Source organism: Candidatus Rokuibacteriota bacterium (genome assembly GCA_016188005.1).
Lineage (GTDB): Bacteria > Methylomirabilota > Methylomirabilia > Rokubacteriales > CSP1-6 > UBA12499.
This window is the reverse complement of the sequence record JACPIQ010000123.1, coordinates 1-24,075: the sequence shown is the minus strand read 5'-3', so window position 1 is coordinate 24,075 and position 24,075 is coordinate 1. Positions and strand designations below refer to the sequence as shown.

General features: G+C 71.3%; 27 protein-coding genes. All 27 read right to left on the bottom strand.

Going from position 1 to position 24,075, the window contains the following annotated elements:
• Positions 1–39 precede the first annotated feature (39 nt).
• Entirely contained in the window at positions 40–339 is a 300-nt protein-coding gene (locus HYV93_24260) for a hypothetical protein (protein ID MBI2529086.1), read from the bottom strand.
• Positions 340–477: 138 nt separating this feature from the next.
• On the bottom strand, positions 478–1,164 hold the full coding sequence (locus HYV93_24255; GenBank protein ID MBI2529085.1) for a formylmethanofuran dehydrogenase: 687 nt from the start codon (positions 1,162–1,164) through the stop codon (positions 478–480).
• 104 nt (positions 1,165–1,268) lie between these two features.
• The gene (gene ccoS / locus HYV93_24250; GenBank protein MBI2529084.1) at positions 1,269–1,421 is read right to left on the bottom strand and encodes a cbb3-type cytochrome oxidase assembly protein CcoS; all 153 of its coding nucleotides are present in this window, start codon (positions 1,419–1,421) and stop codon (positions 1,269–1,271) included.
• On the bottom strand, positions 1,412–3,907 hold the full coding sequence (locus HYV93_24245) for a heavy metal translocating P-type ATPase metal-binding domain-containing protein (GenBank protein ID MBI2529083.1): 2,496 nt from the start codon (positions 3,905–3,907) through the stop codon (positions 1,412–1,414). The genes ccoS and HYV93_24245 overlap by 10 nt, the downstream gene beginning before the upstream one ends.
• On the bottom strand, positions 3,894–4,640 hold the full coding sequence (locus tag HYV93_24240) for a sulfite exporter TauE/SafE family protein (protein MBI2529082.1): 747 nt from the start codon (positions 4,638–4,640) through the stop codon (positions 3,894–3,896). Before HYV93_24240 ends, HYV93_24245 begins: the two co-directional genes overlap by 14 nt.
• A complete protein-coding gene (locus HYV93_24235) occupies positions 4,637–5,122 on the bottom strand; it encodes a FixH family protein (protein MBI2529081.1) in 486 nt (161 codons plus the stop codon). The genes HYV93_24240 and HYV93_24235 overlap by 4 nt, the downstream gene beginning before the upstream one ends.
• Positions 5,119–6,726: a 4Fe-4S binding protein gene (locus tag HYV93_24230; protein MBI2529080.1), complete on the bottom strand. Its 1,608-nt coding sequence runs from the start codon at positions 6,724–6,726 to the stop codon at positions 5,119–5,121. Before HYV93_24230 ends, HYV93_24235 begins: the two co-directional genes overlap by 4 nt.
• Positions 6,726–7,334 carry a c-type cytochrome gene (locus tag HYV93_24225; GenBank protein ID MBI2529079.1) on the bottom strand — a complete coding sequence of 203 codons (609 nt, stop codon included), beginning with the start codon at positions 7,332–7,334 and terminating at the stop codon, positions 6,726–6,728. The genes HYV93_24230 and HYV93_24225 overlap by 1 nt, the downstream gene beginning before the upstream one ends.
• Complete coding sequence (locus tag HYV93_24220) at positions 7,327–7,500, bottom strand: hypothetical protein (protein ID MBI2529078.1); 174 nt, start codon at positions 7,498–7,500, stop codon at positions 7,327–7,329. The genes HYV93_24225 and HYV93_24220 overlap by 8 nt, the downstream gene beginning before the upstream one ends.
• The gene (gene ccoN, locus HYV93_24215) at positions 7,497–9,704 is read right to left on the bottom strand and encodes a cytochrome-c oxidase, cbb3-type subunit I (protein MBI2529077.1); all 2,208 of its coding nucleotides are present in this window, start codon (positions 9,702–9,704) and stop codon (positions 7,497–7,499) included. Before ccoN ends, HYV93_24220 begins: the two co-directional genes overlap by 4 nt.
• Before the next feature lie 234 nt (positions 9,705–9,938).
• Positions 9,939–10,508: a universal stress protein gene (locus tag HYV93_24210; protein MBI2529076.1), complete on the bottom strand. Its 570-nt coding sequence runs from the start codon at positions 10,506–10,508 to the stop codon at positions 9,939–9,941.
• A gap of 68 nt (positions 10,509–10,576) precedes the next feature.
• Positions 10,577–11,461, bottom strand: a complete 885-nt coding sequence (locus tag HYV93_24205; GenBank protein ID MBI2529075.1) for a universal stress protein — start codon at positions 11,459–11,461, stop codon at positions 10,577–10,579.
• Positions 11,462–11,651: 190 nt separating this feature from the next.
• A complete protein-coding gene (locus tag HYV93_24200) occupies positions 11,652–12,074 on the bottom strand; it encodes a CBS domain-containing protein (protein ID MBI2529074.1) in 423 nt (140 codons plus the stop codon).
• Positions 12,075–12,087: 13 nt separating this feature from the next.
• On the bottom strand, positions 12,088–12,540 hold the full coding sequence (locus HYV93_24195) for a universal stress protein (GenBank protein ID MBI2529073.1): 453 nt from the start codon (positions 12,538–12,540) through the stop codon (positions 12,088–12,090).
• Entirely contained in the window at positions 12,537–12,818 is a 282-nt protein-coding gene (locus tag HYV93_24190; protein MBI2529072.1) for a hypothetical protein, read from the bottom strand. Before HYV93_24190 ends, HYV93_24195 begins: the two co-directional genes overlap by 4 nt.
• Positions 12,819–13,080: 262 nt before the next feature.
• Entirely contained in the window at positions 13,081–13,527 is a 447-nt protein-coding gene (locus HYV93_24185; protein ID MBI2529071.1) for a universal stress protein, read from the bottom strand.
• Positions 13,528–13,547: 20 nt separating this feature from the next.
• Entirely contained in the window at positions 13,548–13,853 is a 306-nt protein-coding gene (locus HYV93_24180; protein ID MBI2529070.1) for a cytochrome c, read from the bottom strand.
• Positions 13,854–14,095: 242 nt separating this feature from the next.
• Positions 14,096–14,470 (bottom strand): TraR/DksA family transcriptional regulator, encoded by a 375-nt coding sequence (locus tag HYV93_24175; protein ID MBI2529069.1) that lies wholly within the window; start codon positions 14,468–14,470, stop codon positions 14,096–14,098.
• A 27-nt stretch (positions 14,471–14,497) separates the two neighbouring features.
• Positions 14,498–17,245, bottom strand: a complete 2,748-nt coding sequence (locus tag HYV93_24170; GenBank protein ID MBI2529068.1) for a cation-transporting P-type ATPase — start codon at positions 17,243–17,245, stop codon at positions 14,498–14,500.
• Between the two features lie 369 nt (positions 17,246–17,614).
• Positions 17,615–18,706, bottom strand: coding sequence for a radical SAM protein (locus tag HYV93_24165; GenBank protein MBI2529067.1), 1,092 nt, complete (start codon positions 18,704–18,706; stop codon positions 17,615–17,617).
• Positions 18,703–20,013 (bottom strand): citrate synthase, encoded by a 1,311-nt coding sequence (locus tag HYV93_24160; protein ID MBI2529066.1) that lies wholly within the window; start codon positions 20,011–20,013, stop codon positions 18,703–18,705. Before HYV93_24160 ends, HYV93_24165 begins: the two co-directional genes overlap by 4 nt.
• Positions 20,014–20,308: 295 nt before the next feature.
• Positions 20,309–20,962, bottom strand: coding sequence for a c-type cytochrome (locus tag HYV93_24155; GenBank protein MBI2529065.1), 654 nt, complete (start codon positions 20,960–20,962; stop codon positions 20,309–20,311).
• A 12-nt stretch (positions 20,963–20,974) separates the two neighbouring features.
• On the bottom strand, positions 20,975–21,502 hold the full coding sequence (locus tag HYV93_24150; GenBank protein ID MBI2529064.1) for a cytochrome c: 528 nt from the start codon (positions 21,500–21,502) through the stop codon (positions 20,975–20,977).
• An 80-nt stretch (positions 21,503–21,582) separates the two neighbouring features.
• Complete coding sequence (locus tag HYV93_24145) at positions 21,583–21,927, bottom strand: cytochrome c (protein ID MBI2529063.1); 345 nt, start codon at positions 21,925–21,927, stop codon at positions 21,583–21,585.
• Positions 21,928–21,941: 14 nt separating this feature from the next.
• Positions 21,942–23,201 carry a c-type cytochrome gene (locus tag HYV93_24140; protein ID MBI2529062.1) on the bottom strand — a complete coding sequence of 420 codons (1,260 nt, stop codon included), beginning with the start codon at positions 23,199–23,201 and terminating at the stop codon, positions 21,942–21,944.
• Positions 23,198–23,449, bottom strand: a complete 252-nt coding sequence (locus tag HYV93_24135) for a hypothetical protein (GenBank protein ID MBI2529061.1) — start codon at positions 23,447–23,449, stop codon at positions 23,198–23,200. The genes HYV93_24140 and HYV93_24135 overlap by 4 nt, the downstream gene beginning before the upstream one ends.
• Positions 23,446–24,075: hypothetical protein (locus HYV93_24130; protein MBI2529060.1), on the bottom strand; the 630-nt coding region annotated here is incomplete at its 5' end. The genes HYV93_24135 and HYV93_24130, both read right to left, overlap by 4 nt.

The window sequence follows — 24,075 nt, the reverse complement described above, 5'->3', positions numbered from 1 at the left end:
GGATGCATGCGCATCCGCACCGCGAGCAGCAGAGATGGACTAAGAGATGGACTGGGGGAGCGAGCCGCGCTTGGGAGGCGGGTCCAGCAGGTGACGTGACACGGCGAGGACGGCACGAAGCGGATCGGCCGGCAGGGCGCCGACCTCGGCGAGAAACACGAGGGTCACGACAAAGGCCAGCAGGAAGAGCCCGGTGCAGAGGTCAGGCGAGATCTCGTCGTGATGCGCTCCGCCCGTGGCGCCGTGGAGGAGGCAGAGCCCCAGGACGACCGCCAGGACCAGAGTGCCTGCGAGCGCCCATTGCTCTCCCCGGACTCCAAGCCCACGCATACCAGTCATGAAAGCACCTGAGGCTCTCGAATGCAAGCAATCTGCCACCCGCGCCTGCCGACTGCAATCTTCCAAGTGTCCGGAATCTCGGGTCTCCCTGCACCGGCGGTCGGGCGCCCGTTCATGGAATCCATGGGACTGAGGCATTCACGCCCCTGTCCGGTGGCTGGGCGCCTCGAGCGCGGAGGTGGCCCGCTCGCATGGGGCGACCAGATAGCTCTCCCCGCTGCACGGGCGGCAGAGCGTGCGATCGCCGGTGTGAACCTCGCGCTCGTAATTGATCCCCTCGCCGCAGCAGTCGCAGTAGACACGCACTCGCCGCCGGTCGAGCCAGCCGGGCTTCACCGTCACGCGCTCGAGCGCGAGGAGCTCGCGCTCAGGCATGTGCCGGTAGGCCAGGATCTGCGCCTTTCGCGCGTCGGGCTCGGACGGGGCCCACTCGGCCGCCTTCGCCCGGGCGCTTTCGCGCGCGGCCACCCGCACGGCGGTGCCCGTCGCCATGTTGACGAAGGTGGCCGCCGTCTTGCCGTAGTCGAGATGCTTGAGCGTCCGCTTGCCCAGGGTCACTCCCGTGAGCGCCTGGATGGCGTCGGTGGCGCAGCGGTCGATCTCGACCAGGACCACCAGGCTCTTGCCCGCGCTCCGGGGCCGCTCGACGCCCACCTCGCGGCAGCCGGCCAGCGCCATCCTCACGCCGAGGACCTGGCCCGGGCAGAGCTGGCCGTGAAGCCTCCCGGCCTCGGCCAGAAGATCGTCGAACGCGCATTCGCCGAGCGGCCGCTCCGCGGGGTGCTTCCGGCGGAGCTGCTCGGAGGGTCGCGGGAGCCGAGTCATGACCGCCTCCTTGTCTGACTCCATCTCATACCACAACGGTGGCCGGAGCGCCGCGGTCCCAGGCGCGGGTGCGGCCATCTGTCATGTGGATCCCGTGACGTGCCTCACGGCTCGTCTGCGTCCTCCTCGTGGAGGATCCGCAGGGCCGGCGTGCTGAGGTCGTCGAACTGCCCGGACCGGGCGGCCCAGACGAAGACCAGGAGCGCTCCGGCCGAGAAGAGCAGGGCCAGCGGGAGGAGGATGAACATCACCGCCATGCCGTTGCCTCCTCCTCCGGGGCGCGGGGGAACATGCGCGCGCGATACGAGCTGAGGATCACGGTGAGCGAGCTCGCCGGCATCAGCACGGCCGCCACCAGCGGGTCGAGGAGCCCGCCCATCGCCAGCGACACGCCCACCGTGTTGTAGAGGAGCGAGAAGAGCAGGTTGCGCCGGACCACCGCCATGGCGCGGTGGGCGCCGTCGATGAGATCGGCCACGCGCCCCACCCCGAGCCGCGTGATGTAGACGTCGGCCGCCGCCAGCGCCGCCTCAGCGCCTCCGTGGACACCGACACCCACGGTGGCCGCCGCCAGCGCCGCGGCGTCATTCACTCCGTCGCCCACCATGACCACCGTGCCCTCGGCGAGCCCCTCCGTCACCACCCCGAGCTTCCCTTCCGGCGAAACGCGGCCACGACTGGCCCCCGGCCCGATCCCGAGCTGGCCGGCCGTGGCCGCCACCACTGCGGCATCGTCGCCGGACAGCACACCGACCCGCCAGCCCCTGGCCTTCACGCGCTCGACGGCCAGCCGGGCATCCGGCCGCAGCGGATCGCCCAGCGCCGCCACCGCCACGACGCGGCTGTCCACCGCCACGAGCACGGGAGAGAGCCCGGCGCCGCGCGCGGCGCCAAGACGCTCCCGCATCTCCCCGGGAACGTCCCGGGCCCGGGTCGCCACCCACTCCGGAGCTCCCACCATGACGTGCCGCCCGCCCACCCACCCCTCGATCCCGGCGCCCTGCATCTCCTTCACGTCGATCCCGGGGCCGGGCTTGCCGTCGCCCAGCGCCTCGGAGAGGGCGCGGGCCACGGGGTGCGATGAGTGGGCCTCCACCGCGGCGACCAGCGGCCTTGCCGCCTCCTCTCCCCACCACTCCACCAGCGCGGTGCGCCCCGCGGTGAGCGTTCCCGTCTTGTCGAGCCACAGGAGTCCCGGGCGGGTGAGCTTCTCGAGGACGTCGGCTCCCCTGACGAGGATGCCGGCCCGCGCCGCCTGACCGATGGCGGCGCTCACGGCCAGGGGCGTCGCCAGCCCGAGCGCGCAGGGACAGGTGACGATGAGCAGCGCCACGGCATGGTCCACGGCCCGCGCCGGGTCGAGCCGCATCCACAGGGCGAAGGTGGCCGCCGCCAGGACCAGCACGGCCAGGACGAAACGACCGGAGAGTCGGTCAGCCAGCTGCACGATGGGGGCGCGTCGCCTGGCATGCTCCTCCACCAGCGCCATGAGCCGGCCCACGCGGGTCTCCTCCCCCGCGCACTCCACGCGGACCTCGAGCCGCGAGGAAACGTTGACCGTGCCCGCGTGGACCCGGTCGCCGGGCGCCACGGTCGAGGGCCGCGACTCCCCGGTGAGGAGCGAAGTGTCGAGCCGGGACCGGCCTCGCTCGACGACGCCGTCGGCGGGCACGGTCTCTCCCGCACGCACCTCGACCAGCGCCCCGGCCCCCAGCGCCTCCAGCGGCACCTCCCGGGTCGCCGCGCCCTCGATGACCCGAGCCGAGGAAGGAGCCAGCGAGGCCAGCAGCTCGGCCGACTCGGCCGCCAGGCGCTGCTGGCGCTGCTGGAGATAACGCCCCACCAGCAAGAGAAAGACCAGCGTGGTCACCGAGTCGAAGTAGACCTCGCCTCCGCCGCGTGCAGTGTTCCAGGCGCCGTGGAGGAAGCCCGCGAGCAGCCCGATGCTGATCGGCACGTCCATGTGCAGGATCCGGAGCCTCAGCGCCGCCCAGGCGCCCCTGAAGAAGACGCCGCCTCCCCAGATCACCGACGGCAGCGCCACCACGAGGCTCGCCCAGCGGAAGAGTGCCGCCAGCTCGGGCTCCATCTCGTGGAACATCCCGCCGTAGAGCGCGAAGGCGATGGCCATCACATTGCCCGCCGCCGCCCCGGCCAGCCCGATGCGGGCCAGCATCATCCGGTCCTCGCGCTGCTGCGCCTCCCTGGCGCGACGTCCCCGGCAGGGATGCGGCGGGTAGCCGATCGAGTGGAGCCGCCGGGCGATGGCCGAAAGCGACACGGAGCGCGGGTCCCACAGAAGGCGCGCCCGCGAGCGCGGCAGGTCGAGCCGCGCCTCCACGAGCCCCGGGCAGAGGCGCGGCAAGCGTTCCAGCAGCCACACGCAGGCCGAGCAGTGCACGCCCTCGAGGTAGAGCTCAGTGGCCTCGAGACCCCCCGGAGCCGCCCAGCAGCAACGCCCCCGGAAGCCGGGGTCGTCCATCTCGGCGTAGGACTTGTCACCGCCTCCCGCGAGGGCGGCCGGGGCGCGGGGCTCTGCGGCGGCGCGCAGCTCGTAGTAGCGCCCGAGCCGATGCTCCTGCAGCAGCGCGTGCACTTCCCTGCACCCCGCGCAGCAGAACTGTCTGGGCGCATCGGCCTCCCTGAGCGCCGCGGGCACGGGCAGCCCGCAATGGGCGCACGCGCTCTCCTTCCCCCGGGCTGCGGAGGAGGTCTCGGGCGCGGGCTTCTCAGCGACCGGCATGGGAGGCAGGACCATGCGCGGCCGCGGGAGCCGCCGGAACGTGAGCAGTGTGTGGAGCCGCGGACCCGCCCCGTCCGGCGACGGCCAGCAGCCCCACCAGGATCATCGCCACGGCGGTGGCCGCCGGCAGCTGCCGGCGAAGCCTCCCGACCCCGGTCTCGAGCAGCACCCCGACGCCGGCGAGCATCGGCAGCGTGCCGGCCCAGAACACCGCCATCACCAGAGCCCCTGCGGCGGCGCTGCCCGTGCCGGCGGCGGTGACGATGAAGGCCCAGAGCCAGCCGCATGGGAGCAGCGCGGCGAGAAGCCCGGTGACCAGCGCGCGGGCTGGAACCGGCCACTTCCCAGCCAGCTCCATGCCGCGGCCCAGAACGCGCCCGAGAGCCCGTGGGGAGCCGGGCAACGGGAGACGCAAGCCAAGCGCCTCCGCCAGCCCCGCCACGCCCCAGACGACGATGAAGAACCCCGCCACAAGGGCCGCGAGACGATGGATCCCACCCGATGCCCCCGCCAGGTCGAGAGCCCCCCCGAGCGCCCCCGCGCCGCCCCCTAGGAGCGCGTAGGCCACGAGACGGCCTCCACTGTAGGCCCCGTGGGCCAGAACGGCGCTCCGCGACCGCCGGCACGAGGTGGCCGCACCCGAGTGGAGCGCCACGAACCCCCCGCACATCCCAGCGCAGTGCAGGCTCCCGAGGAGGCTCGAGCCCAGCACCGTCACCAGGAGCGCCGTCATGGCGCCGCCGTGACCTCGTGGGTCAGCACCTGGGTGAACACTGCGCCGTCTCGCTCCACCCGGAAGCGCAGCTCCCAGAGTCCGGGCCGCGCCATGGGGAGCGCCGCCACGTAGCCGCCCGCCCCGGGCCGGAGCGTGCCGCCCACCACCTGCCCGGCCCTTGCGCCATGGAAGGCCTCCACGCGGACGAGGGCATCGCGCAGGCCGGCGCCGGAGAGGTCCGTGACGCGCGCCCGCAGCGTCATCAGCCGGGGCGAGCCCGGCACCGGTTCGAGACGCGGTGTGACGGACCATCCCAGCGCGCCGTTCCGCTCGGCCTGCGCCATCGTCTCGTCCCACAGGATCGCCTTGCGGTAGTAGTCGCGCTCCACCGCGAAGGACGGATCGTCCGTCGCCACGAGCATGAACACGATGTTGGCCGCGGCCGACACCGCCAGCAGCGCGATCAGTCCCGCGGGCCAGTACCATCCCCGCCCCCTCATTTCTTCTTGCCCTCCTTGTCCTTCTTGTCCTTCTTCTTCTTTTCCTCGTCCTCGTCGTCGTCGTCGTCCTCGTCGTCGGGCCCGATGAGCCGGTACTCCACCTCCGTACCGAAACCCGCCCCGTCCTCCACGCGGAGGCGCACGTCGCGCCGGCCATGGGCGAAGGCGCCCCGCGGGGCGAGGAGGAAAACGGTCGCTGTCGCGGCCTGGCCGCCAGCGACCCGAAGCGGGTTTTCCGGGGCCACCAGCCGGATCGAGTTGGCCCCGGTCAGCTCGATCCGGAAATCCCGGTCGGCGCTGCGGAGGTTGACGATCTTGACCCGCAGCTGATTCGATACCTCCCCCGAGGGCAACACGGTGAACGGGCTGCCGAGGCCCCGGAGCACCGTGACCTCGGCCGGAGCGCGCTCGGCCAGCGCCACGCCCAGGACGCCCCACACCAGCAGCACCAGCGCCGGATAGACCACGATGCGCGGCCTGAGGAGACGGCGCGGCGCGCCGGCCAGCTCATCCTTCGAGGAGTAGCGGATCAGCCCGCGCGGCCGGCCGATTCTGGCCATGATGGCGTCGCAGGCGTCCATGCACTGCGTGCAGTGGATGCACTCCATCTGCAGCCCCTGACGGATGTCGATGCCGGTGGGGCATGTCACCACGCAGGCCCCGCAGTCGATGCAATCTCCCCAGACGCGGGCACCCGGGCTGTCGCCCGTCACCACGACGCGGGCGCCCGGGCTGTCGCCCGCCACCATGACGCGGGCACCCGGGCTGTCGCCCGCCACCACGACGCGGGCACCCGGGCTGTCGCCCGCCCGCGTCTCCGCGGATTCGGCGGGCGAGGTTCTGCGCTGCCTGTAAGTGGCGCGGGGCTCGCCGCGCCCTTGGTCGTAGCCCACGATCAGCGAGCGCCGGTCCAGGAGCACCGACTGCAGCCGCCCGTAGGGACAGGCGACGATGCACACCTGCTCGCGGAACCAGCCGAAGTCGACGAACATGAGGGCCGTCGTGGTGGCCATGACGAGGAAGGCCGCGGGATGCTCCAGCGGCGAACGCGTCACCCACTGCCGCAGCTCCTCCACGCCCACGAAGTAGGCGAGGAAGGTGTGGGCGAGGAACATGGACAGCCCGAGGAACACCGCGTGCTTGAGGAGCCGGCGCGGCGACCACGGGCGGCCGTCCAGCCCGGACTGCGCCCTCGCCCCTCCCTCGATGAGCCGCTCGACGGGCCGGTACAGAAACTCCATGTAGACGGTCTGCGGGCAGGCCCACCCGCACCAGACGCGACCGTAGACTGCGGTGAGCCAGAAGATGGTCAGGAAGAGCCCCACGAGCAGCAGCATCAGGAGCGCCGTGTCCGTGGGCAGGAAGGTGGTCCCGAAGAGCGTGAATTGCCGACGCGTCACGTCGAGCAGGATGAGCGGCTTGCCGCCCATCCGCAGGTAGGGGATCAAGGTGAAGAGGGCAACGAGCACCCAGGCCACCACGCGGCGCCTGCGCAGGAAGCGGCCGCGCGACAGCTTCGGCCGGAGCCAGCGCCGCGTCCCGTCCTGGTTGAGGGTGGGGAGGATGCGCTTCGCCGCCGAGGAGGTTGGCAGCGTTGCCGGCATCAGCTCCCCGCCCTGGCCCCCGGCGCCGGCTGTCCGGCGGCGTTCACGCCCTGGGGCGGTTTGGCGTTGGGCGGGTTGCTCCCGTGCAGCGTTCCCACGAAGGCCGCCATCGAGGACAGCTCCGCGGGCTGGAGCTGGCCCTTCCACGGGACCATCCCCTTGTCCGGCACGCCCTCGCGGATGGTGCGATAGATGTCGGTGAGCTTCCCCCCGTGCAGCCAGTAGTCGTCGGTCAGGTTCGGTCCGATGATGCCCTGACCGCGGTCGCCGTGGCAGGCGGCGCAGCGCTGGACAAAGGTCTCCCTGGCCTTCGCCATGGCCGGCAGGTTCTTCTCCAGCACGGCCAGCACCTCCTCCGTGACCGTCCCGTCGGCCGCTATCTGGCGTGCCTCCCGCTCGGCGGCCAGGCGGACCTCCTCCTCGTATTCGGCGATGACGGAGGCCCCGGGGCCCGCGTGGTACACGGCCACGTAGACACCCGAGAAGGCGATGGTGGCCCAGAAGAGCCACACCCACCAGCCCGGCAGCGGGTTGTCGTACTCCTCGATCCCGTCATAGTCGTGCGCGAGCAGCCGGTCCCGCTCCGCGCGGGTGTCTCTGCTAGTCATCGTCGTCGCGCTCCAGTGGCAGGTGACGCGCGCGCTCGAGCGCGTCGCGATTCCTGCAAAGAAAGGTGCTGACCCCGACGGCCAGGAAGGCGCCGACGGAGAGGAGCAGGCCGACCTCCGCGAAGAGCTGGAGGCCCGTGCCGCCCATGACGTCGGCGAGGCTCATCGGAGAGCCTGCGCCCGCGCCTGGGCCGTGGCCGGGCGGGGCGCCTTGATGTCCGTCCCCAGGCGCTGCAGATAGGCGACGAGAGCCACGATCTTCCTCTCCTCGAGCCCCGGAGGCCCGCCCTGCCGGACCACCTCCCGGGCGATGCCGTGCGCCTGCTGCCGCCCGAGGTCGGCGGCCCGCTCCACCTCCTCGGGCCGATAGGGCACGCCGAGGCTCACCTGGGCCCTGACGTTGGCCGCCAGCGAGCCCCAGTCCAGCGGCTGGCGCAGCAGCCACTCGTAGGCGGGCATGATGGACTGCGGCGTCGTCGAGCGCGGGTCCTCCATGTGCCGCACGTGCCAGAGGTGCGGGTACTTCCCCCCGACCCGGTGCAGGTCGGGGCCGATCCGCCGTGAGCCCCACAGGAACGGGTGGTCGTAGACGAACTCGCCCGGCTTGCTGTACTCGCCGTACCGGACGGTCTCGGCGCGGATCGGACGCACCATCTGCGAGTGGCAGTTGTTGCACCCCTCGGCCACGTAGATGTCCCGTCCTGCCAGCTCCAGCGGCGTGTACGGCCGCACCGCGGCGATGCTGGGCGCGTTCGACCGGACGAGGAACATCGGCACGATCTCGAAGAGCGAGGCGCTCACCACGGCCACCACCACCCACGCGGTGAAGGTGGCGGGGAGGCCCTCCCAGCGCCGGTGCCACGCGGCGCGTCTGAAGCGCGCCAGCGCCGAGAGACCGGCCGCCTCCGGCTGCCCCTCCCCGGCCGGGTAGCCGGGCGAGAGCGCAGGCGCCTCCTGGACGCGCTCGGCGTACCGCGCCGGCCGGCCCCGCCACGTCATGGCGACGTTGACCAGGCAGAGCAGCACGCCCGCGACGTAGAGGGCGCCGCCGACCACCCGGACCCAGTACATGGGGATGAGCCTGAGCGTCGTCTCGACGAAGTCCGGGTAGGCGAGCCGCCCGGTCTCGTCGAAGGCCCGCCACATGAGGCCCTGCGTGAGGCCGGCGGCGTAGATCGCGACGATGTAGAGGAGGATCCCCACGGTGCCGAGCCAGAAGTGCAGCTCCGCCGCCTTCCGGCTCCACAGCTCCGCCTGGAACACGCGCGGCAGCAGCCAGTACACCATCCCGAACACCATGAAGCCCACCCACCCCAGCGTCCCCGCGTGCACGTGCGCGATGGTCCAGTCCGTGTAGTGCGAGAGCGCGTTCACGCTCTTGATGGAAAGCGTCGGCCCCTCGAAGGTGGACATGCCGTAGAAGGTGACGGCGACCACGAAGAACTTGAGGACGGGGTCCTCCGTGACCTTGTGCCACGCCCCGCGGAGCGTCAGGAGGCCGTTGACCATCCCCCCCCACGAGGGCATCCAGAGCATGATCGAGAAGAGCATGCCGAGCGTGGAGGCCCAGGCCGGCAGCGCCGTGTAGTGGAGATGGTGCGGCCCGGCCCAGATGTAGATGAAGACCAGCGTCCAGAAGTGGAGGATGGACAGCCGGTAGGAGAAGATCGGCCGCTCCGCGGCCTTCGGCAGGAAGTAGTACATGAGCCCGAGGAACGGTGTGGTCAGGAAGAAGGCCACGGCGTTGTGCCCGTACCACCACTGCATGAAGGCGTCCTGCACCCCGGCGTAGACGGTGTAGCTCTTCATGGGGCCCGCGACGACCACGAGGTTGTTGAAGATGTGCAGCACGGCGATGGCAACGAGGGTGGCGATGTAGAACCAGAGCGCCACGTAGAGGTGGCGCTCGCGACGCCGCGCCACGGTGCCGAAGAAGTTCACCGCGAAGATCACCCAGACGAGCGTGATGGCGATGTCGACGGGCCACTCCAGCTCGGCGTACTCCTTCGACTGGCTGTAGCCCAGCGGCAGCGTCACGGCGGCGGCCACGATGATCGCCTGCCAGCCCCAGAAGTGCATCCGCCCCAGCAGGTCGCTCCACATGCGCGCCCGCAGGAGGCGCTGCGCCGAGTAGTAGACGCCGGTGAAGATGGCGTTGCCCGCGAAGGCGAAGATCACCGCGTTGGTGTGCAGCGGGCGGAGGCGCCCGAAGGACAGCCACGGCGTCTCGAAGTTGAAGAGCGGGTGTACCAGCTGGAGCGCGATCAGGAGCCCCACGGCCGTGCCGACGGCCCCCCAGACCACGGTCGCCAACAGGAACATGCGGACGATGCCATCGTCGTAGACGAACCGCTCGGCTCGATCACTCATGCCTTGCCCGTCTCCTTCCTCGTGTTCGCCCCGTCCTGGCGCGCCGGGGGCGCGGACACCGGGATCGCGCCCGGGCGAGATCCTGCTCGGTCACCGCCTCGGGCTCCCGCATGAGCACGGCCTGGAATCCGCCCCCACGCCGGATGCGCCGTGGGGAGGCTGTCCCGCGGGCACTCGCCCGGGCGGACGAGGCAGCGGATCAGAGTGCTGGTTCGTTCGTCCCAGGCGAGGGCATCAAGTCGCGGAGCCGCGCCGACCGGCCCGCTCGGCCTCGAGCTTCTGCTCGAGCGCCTCGCCCCGGATCTTGGTCCGGCACGGCTCGCAGATCAGCGTATCTGTCCCCTCCGCGCAGACCAGGCAGCGTGGCGATGGGTGAGCCGGGGCCTCGACCGGCGCGCTGGCTGCCCCCTTGAGCACGGCGGCCCCGGCAGGCACCGTGAGGACGAGGCAGGACGCCAGGCGCACGACTCCCTCGGCCACGCTGCCGAGGATGGCCCGACTCACCCCTGTGCGGCCGTGACTGCCGAGCACGATGAGATCCACGTGCTTGTCCCGCGCATACGCCACGATCTCGCGAGCCGCGCGTCCCGAGAGGAGCGCTGTCTCGGGGGCCGGGCCCGGGGCCAGCGACTGCGCCGCGCGGCTCAGGCGATCCGCTGCGTTCGCCGCGTCGGTGACGGGCGGCACCACGTGAACCACGTGCAGCGTGGCGCCCCACTGCCGCGCCATGTCCACGGCCACGCGTCCTGCCGCTTCGGCGCTGGCCGAGAAGTCCGTGGGAAACAGCACCCGATGAATGTCCATGGCTCGTTCCCTCCGAACTCAAGCGCTCCGCAAGAGCAGCACACCCCTCGTGGTTCCGGCGACTGGCCTCACCGGGCGACCAGCACCGGTACGGAAGCGTCATTCAGCACGGACTCCGCGACGCTCCCCAGGAGAAGCCGCTCGACACCGCCCACGCCGCGTGCCCCAACCGCCACGAAGTCGGCCCGGGCCGCCTTCGCGGCCCTGAGCAGCTCAGGCGCCGGCACTCCCGTGCGGACCCAGGTCTCGGTTTTCCAGCCCGCCGCTTGGAGCCTCGCCGCGGCCTCGTCGAGATCCTTGCGGCTCCGGCGCAGGCGCTCGAGGTGGACTGCCGCCACCTCCCCTCGCAGGGCCGACCGCACCGGGGCCGGCAGTAGCCCCAGCGAAGGGGCGCGCATCGGCTCCAGCACGGACACCAGAGTGACGCGGCCCCTTGGAGGTGGAAGGAGACCGCAGACGAAGTCCACGGCCCGGCGCGCCCCTGCAGACCCGTCCACGCCGATGACCGCGCGGCCCGCCCCGCGCGCCCGCCCCTTGACCACCAGCACGGGACACCGGGCTCGCCTCACCACTCCACGGGAGACACTGCCGAGGACGAGGCGCCCCAGGGCGCCGTGGCCCCGGGAGCCCACGACGATCGCCCCCGCCTGGAGCCGCCGGGCCTGAGAGATGATGGCCTCCACAGGATCCACAGGGAGAACGACGGCCTCGGCGCGCCGGAGGCGACGAGCCAGCGTGCGGCGGGCATCGGCGGCGATGCGCCCGAGGTTCGCACCGAGAGCCGCCAAGAGCCCACCGGGCATCTTGCCCCAGGCCACCGCGCCCCGCGCGATCACCACTCGCGCCCTCGCGCCCGTCGGCCAGGGGAAGCCTGCCGCCGTCGCCACCGCCGCCTGTCCCTGAGGCGACCCGTCAGTGGCCACCACCACCTGAAAGCCCTTGCCAGACGCCATGGCTGGCCGCGCCGGTCAGGCGGGGCGCGCGCGCCGCGCGCCCTTCCGGAGGGTCTCCTCGCGTCTCACCGTCGCGGCGGCCGCGGGTCGCTTCGACTTCTTGTTCTTCCCCTGGCTCTTCCGGATGCCCACGGGCGCTCCTCCTCTTGTTGAAGGCGGTCGTGGCCGTTCGCGGGCGCGGGCACCTCGCTCACGCGCCCGGCCCCTCGACCATCGAGAGTAGCGCCTCGAGGGCGTCAGACAAAGTGAAGATGCCGACGATCGCGTCGTCGTCACGGACGGGCAGGGCGCCGATCCTGGACTCGAGCAGCAGCCGGGCAGCCCGGGTCACCGGCATCTCCGGCGCCACCGTGATCGGGTTCTCCGTCATGATCCGCCGCACAGGCTCCGAGGCGAGAGGATCACGTCCCAGGGCGCCGGCGAGCCGCCCGAGATCGCGGCTCGAGACGATTCCCACGAGGCGGTCGCCGTCGAAGACCAGCAAATGGCGGATTTCGGCGCTGCGCATCCGCGCCAGCGCCACGCCGATCGGACAGGCGTCGTCCACGGTCGCCGGGGCGCGCGTCATCCAGTCCCGCACCTGGCCGTAGCGTTCCTGCCCGTCGGGCCTCACCGCCATCCCATCCTCACCCGAGCTCACGCACGGTGAGCACGGGGCAAGGCGCCAGCCGGATCACCCGGTCCGCCACGCTGCCCAGGAGGGCGCGGTTGATCCCACCGCGCCCATGGGTGCCAAGCACGATGAGGTCGGCGCGCTCGTCGGCGGCCGCCGCCACGATCTCCTGGAACGGCACGCCCGTCCTGAGCGCGATCCTCGCGCTCACTCCGGCGGCTCGGGCCCTGGCGGCCCACTCCTCCAGGCTCTGCTCGGCCCAGCGCCGGGCCGCCTCGAAGACGTCGCGGCTCCGGTCCTTCGCGAAGGGGCCCTCCGAGAAGAGCGGTGTCTCGACCAGGACGTGCAGCAGCACCAGCTCGGATCCCGCGACGCCGGCGAGCCGCAGGGCGATGCCGAAGGCTTCCTCCGAGCCGCTCGAGAAGTCCGTGGGAACGATCACGCGATAGAAGACGGCTTCCGTCATGGCTCCTCCCGCGCGGCCTTCCGCTCGAGCTTCCAGTAGCGGCGGTCCCGGTCCCGCAGGATCTCCTCCGACGGCCTCACGGGCGCATCGGTGGGCTGCTCCACGCCGAGGGCGCGCCCGATCTCATCCACGACATCCTGGTCCGGTGTCGCCACACTTCCGCCCACGGCTTCCTCGCCGGAGCTCCCGGCGCGCTGCCAGTCGGCGTCCACGTCCCCTCCGCTCAGCGTCGGGCCGTTCTCCGAACGGCCCACGACCGCCTCGAATAGCTCAGCCACGGGCACCGGCGCCTCCCTCGACCTCGTTGTCCGGCGCTTGGCCGCCTTTGTTCGCGTCCGCTTCCTGCCCTTGCGCGTCATGATGGATGCCCTCTCCGGGCAGACTCCTCCTGCCCGCGCCCCTGAGTGTGCAACGCGGATGCCACCGCCGGAGAACGCTTCGGCGCCGGCTTACGCGGCAGGTGGCCGCCCGACGTGGGTCACCCGTGGGCCGAGAGAGGGGCGGGCCGACCCCACCCCTCCCGTCCCCGCCTGCGGGAGGCTAGCGGCCACGGACGGTGAGGACCGGGCAGGGGGCCAGCCGCAACACCCGCGCCGCGACGCTACCCATGAGGAGCCGGCCGACACCGCTCCGGCCGTGCGTGCCGATCACGACCACGTCCGACCGCCGCCGCCGGGCGAGGCGCACGATCTCCTCGAAGGGAAGGCCCTCGAGCAGCGCCGACTCGGCCCTCACTCCGGCCCCTCTGGCCGCACCAAGCAGGAGGTCGAGCCGTCGCGTCGCCGCACTCCTCGCCCGGCGCTGCAGATCTTCCCAGGATGGCTGCCCGAGGCCATCCTCGGCGACGAAGGGCGACGGCGGCGTCAGGACATGCGCCAGCACGAGCCGGCCATGTCCGCGCCTGGCCAGCGCCACGGCCTCCTCGAAGGCTCGCCGCGAGGCACGCGAGAAGTCGGTGGCGTGCAGGATCCGGCGCAGCTGTCTCATGGTCGCTTCCTCCCGTTTGCCTAGCGGAGTGAGGCCAGATAGGCCGCCAGCGCGCGCACCTCACTGTCGCTCAGATTTATCCGCGGCATGTGGGCCGTGGGCTTCTGCACGGCCGGGTCTCGCAGCCACTGGGTCAGGTAGCTTTCGGAATACTTGCCGCCGATCCGCGAGAGATCGGTCGCCAGCGGGGTGCCGAGCCGGCCCGCGGTGTGGCAGCCGTGGCACCCCTGCTCCACGAACAGTTGCTGGCCCCGGGCGATGAGTGCGGACCTCTCCTGGGCGGCAGCGCAGGCCGCGCCCAGGGCGAGCGCTCCGACCAGTAGCACCGCACATGCCGCGTCGCGGCTTGGCCTCTTCGCCCCTTCGGGGGATTCTTCATCTGGCTTGAACGTGGAGGACGTCGCGTTGCGGCTTGGCCTCTTCGCCCCTCCGGGGCTTTCTTCATCTGGCTTGAACGTGGAGGACGTCGCGTTGCGGCTTGGCCTCTTCGCCCCTTCGGGGCTCTCTTCAGCTCGCCTTACCGTGGCACATGCCGCGTCGCGGCTCGGCCTCTTCGCCCCTTCGGGGCTCATCGGGGGGCGGATTCCTGGCGACGCTGACACGGGAGGCAGTGGCGGGCCACCGGGAGCGCCCGGAGCCGCGCCAGGTCGATGGGCTGCCCGCACTGCTCGCAGACACCGAAGGTGCCGGTCTCGAGCCTCGCCTGGGCCGCGTGGATCTCGTCCAGCTCGTGTCGCTCCCGCCCATCGAGCCGTGACAGGATGGCCGTCACAGTCTCCTTGTCCACGTCCTCCATGGGCCCGCCCGGCTGATGCGCCTCGAGCGTCGCCAGCTCCTCCTCCGTCCGGGCCACTGCCGCCAGCAGCCGCGCGCGCGCCTCCCGCAGGCTGCGCCTCAACTCCTCCAGGAGCGCCGGATCCCCCGCTTCCCGCCTGGTGGTCATGAGTGATCTCCCTCCCAACTGCGTCGATCAGGTCCCTGCGTGAGGCTGCCGGCCGGCCCGACCCAGCCGTCGCACGGCGTGCTTCCGGCTCTCCTCGAGCGCCAGCATCATGGGCGGGAAGAGCAGCAGCATCCCCCACTCCTCGGGCCTCAGCGGCGCTAGGCCGAACACGTGTTGGAGCGGCGGGACCAAGATCAGCGCCAGTAGCAGGCCGACCTCGGCGGCGATGCCCAGCAGCACCCCCCGGTTGCGGAGGAGCCCGGCGCGGAAGACGGACTCTCGGTCCGTGCGGCAGGCGAACACGTTGCCGACCTGGGCGGCCACGATTCCGGCCAGCGTCATGGTCGTCGCGCGCCGGTAGAGGCCCCCCGCCGCTGCCATGGCCAGTCCCGGCCGCCAGCCGGCGAGCCAGTAGGTCCAGAAGAAGCCCAGGAGCGAGAACGCGGCCTCGGCCATGCCGAGGAAGCCGTACGCGCGGAGCAGGCGCCCTGTCCCGAGGAGCCGCTCGTTGCGCGGTCGCGGCGGGCGGTCCATGATGTCCGGCTCGGGGGGCTCGGCGCCCAGCGCCAGCGCCGGCAGCAGATCCGTGCCGAGGTCCACGGCGAGGATCTGCATCACGGTGAGCGGAAGCGGGATGCCCAGGAAGACGAAGGCCAGGAACGGCACCAGCTCCGGCACGTTCGAGGCGAAGATGTACGTCACGAACTTCCCCATGTTGGCGTAGATCGCGCGCCCCTGACGGACGGCGGCCACGATGGACGCGAAGTTGTCGTCGGTGATCACCATCACCGCCGCCTCCTTGGCCACATCGCTGCCGCGCTTCCCCATGGCGACGCCGATGTCGGCCGCACGGAGGGCGGGAGCGTCGTTGACGCCGTCGCCGGTCACCGCCACCACCTCGCCGCTGGCCTTGAGGGCAGAGACGATGGCCAGCTTGTGCGCGGGCGAGGTGCGCGCGAAGAGCACGCCCGGCTCGGCCACGAGCCGCCGCAGGGCCTCCGCGGAGAGCCGCTCGAGCTCCTCGCCCGTCACGACCTTCGTCGCCGGCAGGCCGATCCGCCGGGCGATGGCCTGCGCCGTGAGGCCGTAATCCCCGGTGACCATCACGACACGGATTCCGGCCCGGCGGCAGAGGCTCACAGCCTCCTCCACCTCGGGACGCGGCGGATCCCACAAGGCGACGAGCCCGAGGAAGGTCAGCTCCCGCTCCACGGCGGGCCCCGGCTGACCGACCAGGCCGTCGGGGAGTGGGCGGAGCGCGACCGCCAGGATCCTCAGCCCCTCCGCCGCCAGCCGGTCGTGGTCGGCGAGGATCACCCGCCGGCGCTCTTCCGTGAGCGGCACTGTCCTTCCCTCGCAGCGCATGGTCTCGCAGAGGAGCAGGGTCTCTCTCGCCGCCCCCTTGACGTAGGCGCAGGCCCCCGCCTCCACGGCGCGAACCAGTGTCATGCGCTTGCGGAAGGAGTCGAACGGGTATGGAGTCAGGAGCTCGTGCCGGGACCGGACCTTGTCCCACTCGATCCCCGCCGCAGCCGCTGTGGCGAGCAGCGCCACTTCCGTGGGATCGCCGCGCTCGAGCGTCGCCTGCGAGGCGAGCACGGCCGCCTCCAGCAGCTCGGCCACATCGGGCTCGGGGACTGCGCCCACCTCCTCCGACCTCCAGCACCGCCCCGAGGCCCAGAGCGAGCGCGCCGCCATCCGGTTCTGGGTGAGGGTACCCGTCTTGTCGGTGCAGATCACCGTCGTGGCGCCCAGGGTCTCCACTGACGACAGCCGCTTCATCACGCTCTGGTGACGCGCCATGCGCTGGACCCCGAGCGCCAGGGCCAGCGTCAGTGTGGGGAGGAGCCCTTCAGGGACATTCGCCACGATCACGCCCAGGGCGAAGAGGAAGCCCTCGCCCGCCGTGAGCGCTCGCGTGGCCATCCCCAGCACGAAGAAGCCAGCGCCGAAGCCCACCGCGAGCAGGGTCACCAGGCGCGTCACGCGGACCATCTCGCGCTGCAGCGGACTCGGCTCCTCCGGCACGCTCTGGGTGAGTCCGGCGATCCCCCCGATCTCCGTCCGCATCCCCGTCGCCGAGACCACGAACGTCCCGCCTCCCGCCACGGCGGCGGTTCCCGCGAAGAGCAACTCGTGACGCTCGACCACCGGCACGTTCTCGCGCTCGTCGCCGAGGGCCGGCAGCTTGAACACCGGATGCGACTCCCCTGTGAGCGCGCTCTGATCCACCCTGAGGCCGGCGGCCTGGAGCAGCTGGCCGTCCGCGGGCACCTGGTCTCCCTCCTCGAGCCTGACGATGTCGCCGGGGACAAGGTCCGCCGCCGGAACGCGCAGCTCGGCCCCGTCGCGAAGCACGGCGACTTCCAGGGGGAGCAGCTGCTGGAGGGCCTCCACTGCCCGCTCGGCGCGGTACTCCTGGAAGAAGCTGAAGATGCCGTTGATGACGATGACTCCGAAGATTGCCCAGCCCAGCTCGGGCAAGCCGGCCAGGAAGGCGAAGGCGCCTCCCACCCAGAGGAGAACGGCGAAGAAACTCGTGAACTGATCGAGGAGGCGGGCAGCCAGCGAGCGGCGGCCGATGCGCTCCAGCCGGTTGGACCCGCAGGCGGCCCGGCGCCGCGCCGCCTCGGCGGCCGATAGCCCACCGGCTGCGGTTCGGAGGAGGGCGAGGAGATCGGCAGTCGAGAGCGGGCTCTCCCCCGCCCCGACCTCGACGCGCGAGAAGATCGTGACCAGCTCCTCGCGGGTCGCGGCGGAGGCCAAGGACTCCATCCCCGCCGGGTCGCGCAGACAGGCCATGAGGCGGCCCGCGACGCGCATGGCGTGGCCGCTCTCCGGCAGCGACGCGGTCAGGATCGCCACCGCTCGGATGGGCTCACCGCCCTGGAGGAGCGCGGGCGCGTGGGGAAGCTGGGCCCAGCGCAGCTCGATGCCGCCCGCCCCCTCCGCGAGTGCGTGGATCAGCAGCACGCCCGGGGCCACGCGGAGGGCGGCAGGCTCCGCCGCCGGGTGGGCGCCGCTCTCCCGGATCACGGCGGCGACGGAGGTGACGTCCGGCCCGAGTCTCAGCGGATCACCGACGAGGAACGGCGACACCGCCACCGAGCGCGCCAGGCTCGCCATGCGCCGCTCCCGGGCTGGCTACTGGCGGCGGGGCAGTCCGGCCTCCGCCACTTCCCGCGCCCTGTCGGGGCCCCCCGTGCCGGGCTCATGGGCGCAGAGCGGGTCCTCGGCCAGCGGGTCACCGCTGGCGGCGTAGGCGCGCGCCCGCGAGCCGCCGCAGACGCCGCGGAACTCGCAGCGGCCACAGCGCCCGCCGAAGAGATCCACGCGCCTGAGCCCACGGAACATCGCCGACTCGCGGTACACCGTCACGGGGTCGTCGCGCCTCACCGAGCCCGCCGGGAGCGGGAAGAAGCCCGACGGGGTGATCTCCCCCGTGTGGGAGATGAACATGATCCCGTTACCGTCGCGGATGCCCGCGGCGTGCCGCCCTCCCGGCGAGCCCTTCCGCTTCTGGAGCAGCACCCGGCGGAAGTGCGGGGCCTCCGTGGTCGTCACCACGGGACCCTCGCCCGGCGGCAGCCCCGCCGCCCAGGAGAAGAGATCCTCGCACTCGCCGGCCGAGATCGGCGCCAATACCGTTCCCCGTCCCACGGAGATCAGGAAGAAGAGGCTCCAGCGCTGGGCGCCGAGCCCCCGCGCCACGGCGTAGATCGCGGGCAGGTCGCCGAGCGTCTCCCGGCTCACCAGCGTGTTGACCTGGAAGGGCAGCCCCTCGGCCCGCGCCGTGCCCGCCGCCTCGAGCGTCCGCCCGAAGCACCCGGGCACTCCCCGGAGAGCGTCGTGACTGGCGGCCGTCGCCCCATCGAGGCTCAGCGAGATGGCCTCGACCCCCGCCGCCCGGAGCCGGTGGATGGCCTCGCCGGTCAGGAGCGGAGTGGCGCTGGGCGCCACCGACACCGACAGGCCCAGCGCCCGGGCCCGCTCGATCAGGAGGAACAGGTCCTGGCGCTTGAGGGCGTCCCCGCCCGTGAGGACGAGGTGCGGCGCCGGCTGGCCGAAGCGCGCGAGACTGTCGAGGAGCGCGAGCCCCTCCGCCGTGCTGAGCTCGTCTCGGTCCGGATCGCGGACCGCCTCGGCACGGCAGTGGCGGCAGGCGAGATCGCAGGCCCGCGTGATCTCCCAGTACACCCGCTGCGGCGCCGAGGCGAAGACCGGTCCGGGGATCATCCGTCGGTCCCGGATTCCTCGTCCCGCTTCCCGATCTCGACGTAGCTCCGCTTGCCGGCTCCGAGGTAGAGCTGGCGCGGCCGGGCGATCTTCTGCTCGGAGTCGTTCCGCATCTCCTGCCACTGGGCGAGCCAGCCGCTGGTGCGCGGGATGGCGAAGAGCACCGGGAACATCTCGACGGGGAAGCCCATGGCCTGGTAGATGAGGCCGGAGTAGAAGTCCACGTTCGGGTAGAGCTTGCGGGAGACGAAGTAGTCGTCCTGAAGCGCGATGCGCTCGAGCTCGAGGGCGATGGGCAGGAGCGGGCTCGGGCGCGTCACCTCGAACACCTCGTCGGCCATGCGCTTGATGATCTTGGCCCGCGGATCGTAGTTCTTGTACACGCGGTGCCCGAAGCCCATGAGCTTGGCCTTGCCGTCCTTGACCTCCTTGATGAACTCGGGGATATGCGCCTTGGAGCCGATGGCGCCCAGCATGCGGAGCACGGCCTCGTTGGCCCCGCCGTGCAGCGGCCCGTAGAGCGCCGCCACCCCACCCGCGAGCGCGCAGTAGGGGTCCGCTTCCGAGGAGCCCACGCTCCGCACCGCGTTGGCGGAGCAGTTCTGCTCGTGGTCGGCGTGGAGGATGAAGAGCACCTCCAGCGCCCGCTCGAGCGTCGCGTTGGGCTGGTACTTCACCTCGGTGGTCTTGAAGAGCATGTTGAGGAAGTTGCCCGTGTAGGACAGCTCGTTGTCGGGATAGGCGTAGGGCATCCCGAGGCTGTGGCGGTAGGCGAAGGCGGCCAGCGTCGGCATCTTGGCGACGAGCCGGACGATCTGCAGCTTCCGCATCCCCGGATCGCCCCCGTTCTTCGCCTCGGGGTAGAAGGTCGAGAGCGCCGCCACGGCCGAGCAGAGCATGCCCATGGGATGGGCGTCGTGGTGGAAGCCATCCATGAACTTCTTCACGTTCTCGTGGACCCAGGTGTGGTGGGTGACCTCGTAGACCCACTCGTCCATCTGGGTCATGGTCGGCAGCTCGCCGTTGAGGACCAGGTAGGCGACCTCCAGGTAGTTCGACCGCTCGGCCAGCTCCTCGATGGGGTAGCCGCGGTAGCGGAGGATGCCGCGCTCCCCGTCGATCTCCGTGATCCGGCTGATGCAGGAGGCGGTGTTGGTGAAGGCGGGATCGTAGGAGAGAAGCCCGAAGTCCTCCGGACCGGTCCGGATCTGCCGGAGGTCCATGGCCCGTATGGCCCCGTTGGCGATGGGGATCTCGTACGACTTGCCGGTCCGGTTGTCCGTGATCGTCAGCGTGCTGGCAGCCATGGATCTCCCTCCGTTTTCAACGCCCCGGAAACCTGAGCGCCCCACCACAGGGCGCTACCCCCCCGCAGCGAGCAAGAGGGGTGCCACCATAACCCCTTAAGGGCAGCAGCCCAAGTCCTTGATAAACTAGCACAGCTTCCGGGCTCCGGGCGAACGATCGCAGCAACGGGTGGGGCGGCGGTGGCCCCCCGGGGCGCGGCTGCCCCACGGCGCTCCCCAGGGCCCGGGGGGCTCGGGGGACAGCCGCTACATGAACCGGTAGCCGAGGGTCAGCGCAATGACGTGGGCCGAGCAATCATCCCTGTCGCCCGGATGACTGGAGCCACGCCACCAGATCCGCCATCTCTTCCGGGCGGAACTCCGGCCACACGCCCTTTTGCCCGGCCAGGCCCGGGAGCGGGAGTCCCGCGTGGTTCCACAACGCCGCGATCACCGCTGCCGGCGCTTGGGCCCCCTTCATCGTGGCGAGGTCCCTCGCCAGCTTCGCGCCCGCGCGGGACGCGCCGTGGCAGCGCAGGCACCCTTTCTCCTTCGCCAGTGCCTTGCCATTGCTCGCGTTGCCGGGGTCCGCGAAGTACCGTACCGCGTAGAGATAGGCAACGATATCCGCCATCTCTTCGGCTCGGAGCTGAGGGACGGCGATGCCTCGCGCCTTCATCGCCGCGACCATGGCCGGCGCCTTGTTCCACATGGCCGCCGAGAACTCCAGGAGGCTTCGACGCACGCCGCGCCCGACGAGGTCCGGGCCCACCCGGCCGCCCTCGCCGGCCACGGTATGACACCCGATGCAGCGCGTGTCGGTGAAAAGCCGGCGCCCTTCATCGGCGCGCCCGGGCAGCACGTAGAGCGGCCCCTCTCGGGGGCCGGCGGAGGCGGGGACGAGAGAGGCCAGGAGGTCGTGCAGCTCCGGACCGATGAAGGCAGGCCGCTCGATGCCTCCGGCCTTCATCGCCTCCATCATCTATGGCCCGTGGTTCCACAGCGCCGCGGCGACGAAGAGCGGCGAGGCGAACTGCTTGAGAAAGTCCAGGTTCGGGCCGACCACTCCCCCGGAGCCCCCGACCTGATGGCAGCTGATGCAACGCTTCTCGGCGAAGTACCGCGCTCCGACGGCCGGGTTCCCGGGCGTGTCGAAGTAATTGAGAGTGTAGAGGAACCCGATGAGGTCCGCGGTTTCCTGGACGCCGAGGTGGGGGCGGGACAGGCCCCGCTGCTGCATGCGCTCCACCATCCTCGGCAGGTGATTCCACATGGCGGTGGCGAGGTCGTAGAAGGAGCGGGGCCGCGCGATGCGGCCGAGATCGGGCCCCACGGTGCCGCCGAGCCCGTTCACGGCGTGACACGTAGCACAGCCCTTGGTCCCGAAGACGCGCGAGCCGGCCAGCGGGTCCTGGCTCGGGCCGAACACGGGCTGCTGGCCCCACGCCGGATCCAGAGGCCACAGAACGAGCGCGACGGCGACGAGAGTCCATTTCACGGTCTTACTCATGGGCGCCCCCCCCTTGCCGGGCCGCCGACGGTGATCACGGGCCGTTCATCGTTCTCTCCCTGAAGGCCGGGCCCGGGCGTTCACTTGCCGCCAGTCACCTTTCCCGTGGCAAGCGCCCTCGCGTACTGAACCACCGCGTCGATCTCATCTTTACTGAGGCTCTTCCCGAAGCCCGGCATGGGCTTCTTGCCATCGGACACGAGCTTCAGCAGCTCCGCGTCGGGTTTCAGGGCCGAGCCGGCGAGCGCCGGGATCTTGACCTTGAGCGCCTGCTCCATCTTGGCATTGCTCTTGCCGTCGGCGCCGTGGCACGAGGCGCACTTCTTCTCGTAGACCTTCTTGCCGATCTCGAGGTCGGCCGCGGCCGCGGTGGAGGCCCACGTGAAGGCCCCCAGCAGGACCGCGACCATCGCAAGCGAGCGCATGGTTCTCCTCCTTGTCACTTCGCCGGAGCGGTGTCCTTCCTCGCACGGGATGAAGCCGGCGCGGGTGCAGTTGGCGTCGCGCCGGGTCCACGCTCTCGTCCCAGCAGGTAGGCGATCAGGTCGCCCATCTCTCCTCCTTTCAGCATCGGCCAGGCCACGTTCTCCTCCACGGTCGTCTCGGTCATCTGGCCCGCGTGATTCCACATGGCGGTGATGATCGCCAGCGGCGTGCTGAGCTTCTCGACCACGCGCGCGAACGCGGGAGCCACCAGCTTCGTGCCGCCCGCCCCGTGACAGCTGCCGCAGCGCTTTTCCTTGTAGACCGCTGCCCCCCGCCGCGCGTCACCGGGCGGGTCGATGAACTGGAGGAAATAGACGTAGCTGATGAGGTCCGACATCTCGCCGGTGCTGAGCGAGGGCACCTCGATCCCGCCCTCGGTCATCCTCGCCCACATCCGGGGACCGTGGTTCCACATGGTTCCCGCGATCCTCGTGAAGCTTCCCTTGACCCCGATCGCGAGGTCGGGACCCACCTTGCCGCCGTGGCCTCTCACCGAGTGGCACTCCACGCACCGCTTCTGCGTGAAGCGCGCCTCGCCGCGCTTCGGACTCCCCGGAGGGGCATAGACCCGCTCGGTTCCCACGCCCGCGCTCCGGATGTAGGCGAAGAGGTCGGGGATGTCGTTCCCCTGGAACGTGGGGCGCGGGACCTTTCTCTGCTCCATGGCGCTCGCCATCGCCCGCCCCCGGTTCCACAGACCGGCGGTGAGGAAGAGAGGCGACGCATATCGGCTGTACCCGGTGAGGTCTGGCCCTACGTTCCCGCCTCGCCCCCCCACCTTGTGGCAGGTTTGGCACCCCTTCTGCTCGAAGAGCATGGCGCCCCTGTCCGCGTCACCGGGAGGATCCAGCGAGCCGAGGTAGTAGAGGAACGCCAGCAGGCTCGCCATCTGCGGCGGCTCGAACGTCGGCCGAGTCACGCGCTTCTCCTGGAACAGGTGCTCCATGCCGGGCGCGTGGTTCCACATGACGGCGGCGATCTCCAGCAGCGGACGGTTCAGGATCCCGCGCCCGAGATCGGGCCCCGCGGTGCCGCCAGCGCCGTGGACGCCATGGCAGCCGACGCACCCTTTCTCGGCGAACAGCCGGCTTCCCTCCAGGGGGCTGGCGGGCAGGAGCACCGAGAGTCCCTCGTGGCCGCCGAACGCCGGACCGGCGCCGAACGCCATCCCTGCCAGCAGGCTCAGCCCGGCCACCAGCAAACGGGCCGTCATCGCGTGCCCCCCTCCCTGAGGAGCCCCCAGAACACGGAGACGATGACCCCCAGGAGGACGAGGAAGACGGGGACCGCGACCAGCGAAATGCCGATGGATGCCGAGGGGACGTCCCCGAGGCGCCACGCGGTGCGGATGAGATGCGCGATCCACGTGACGATCCCGCCGATGAAGACGACGGCCAGGGCCGCGATCGCCCACTGCGCGGCTCTGACCTTCCTGTCGAACCCCGATCGCTCGTCGCTCATGTGAGCACCTTCGCCCGATCGCGGGCGGGCTCGGGCTCCGTCGCGTCGGGGAGGTATGTCCGCAGGCGTTCCTCCACCTCCTTGAGCCCGACCTCGCGCCCTTCCTTGATCTCCCAGATCGAGATGATGGGGAAGAGCTTGACGAAGAGGACATAGAGCAGGATGAACACGCCGAAGCTCCCCGCCGTCTCCCCCCACTCGACCCAGGTCGGCCAGTACTGCCCCTCGGGGAACGGGAGCCGGGGGTTGGAGAGCGTGGGCACGATGATGTTCAGGCGCTCCAGCCACATCCCGATGACCACCGCGACCGAGGCCACCACCGTCTTGCCGACCGCGTGACGGCCAAGATGGACGAGGCAGGCCATGGGCACCACGAAGTTGCAGGCCAGCATGGCCCAGAAGGTCATCCAGAAGGGCCCGGTGAACTTCGACCAGAAGACCTTCATCTCCTCCGGCTCGTTGCCGTAGTAGCCCGTCAGGTACGCGGCGAACGTGAAGTAGAACCAGAGACACGCCATCGTGAGCAGCAGCAGGCCCAGGTTGTTGAAGTGGATCGGGCGAAAGAACTCCCCGAGATGGAAGACCCGGCGGATGATCGCCATGGCGACGATCAACGCCGCGATGCC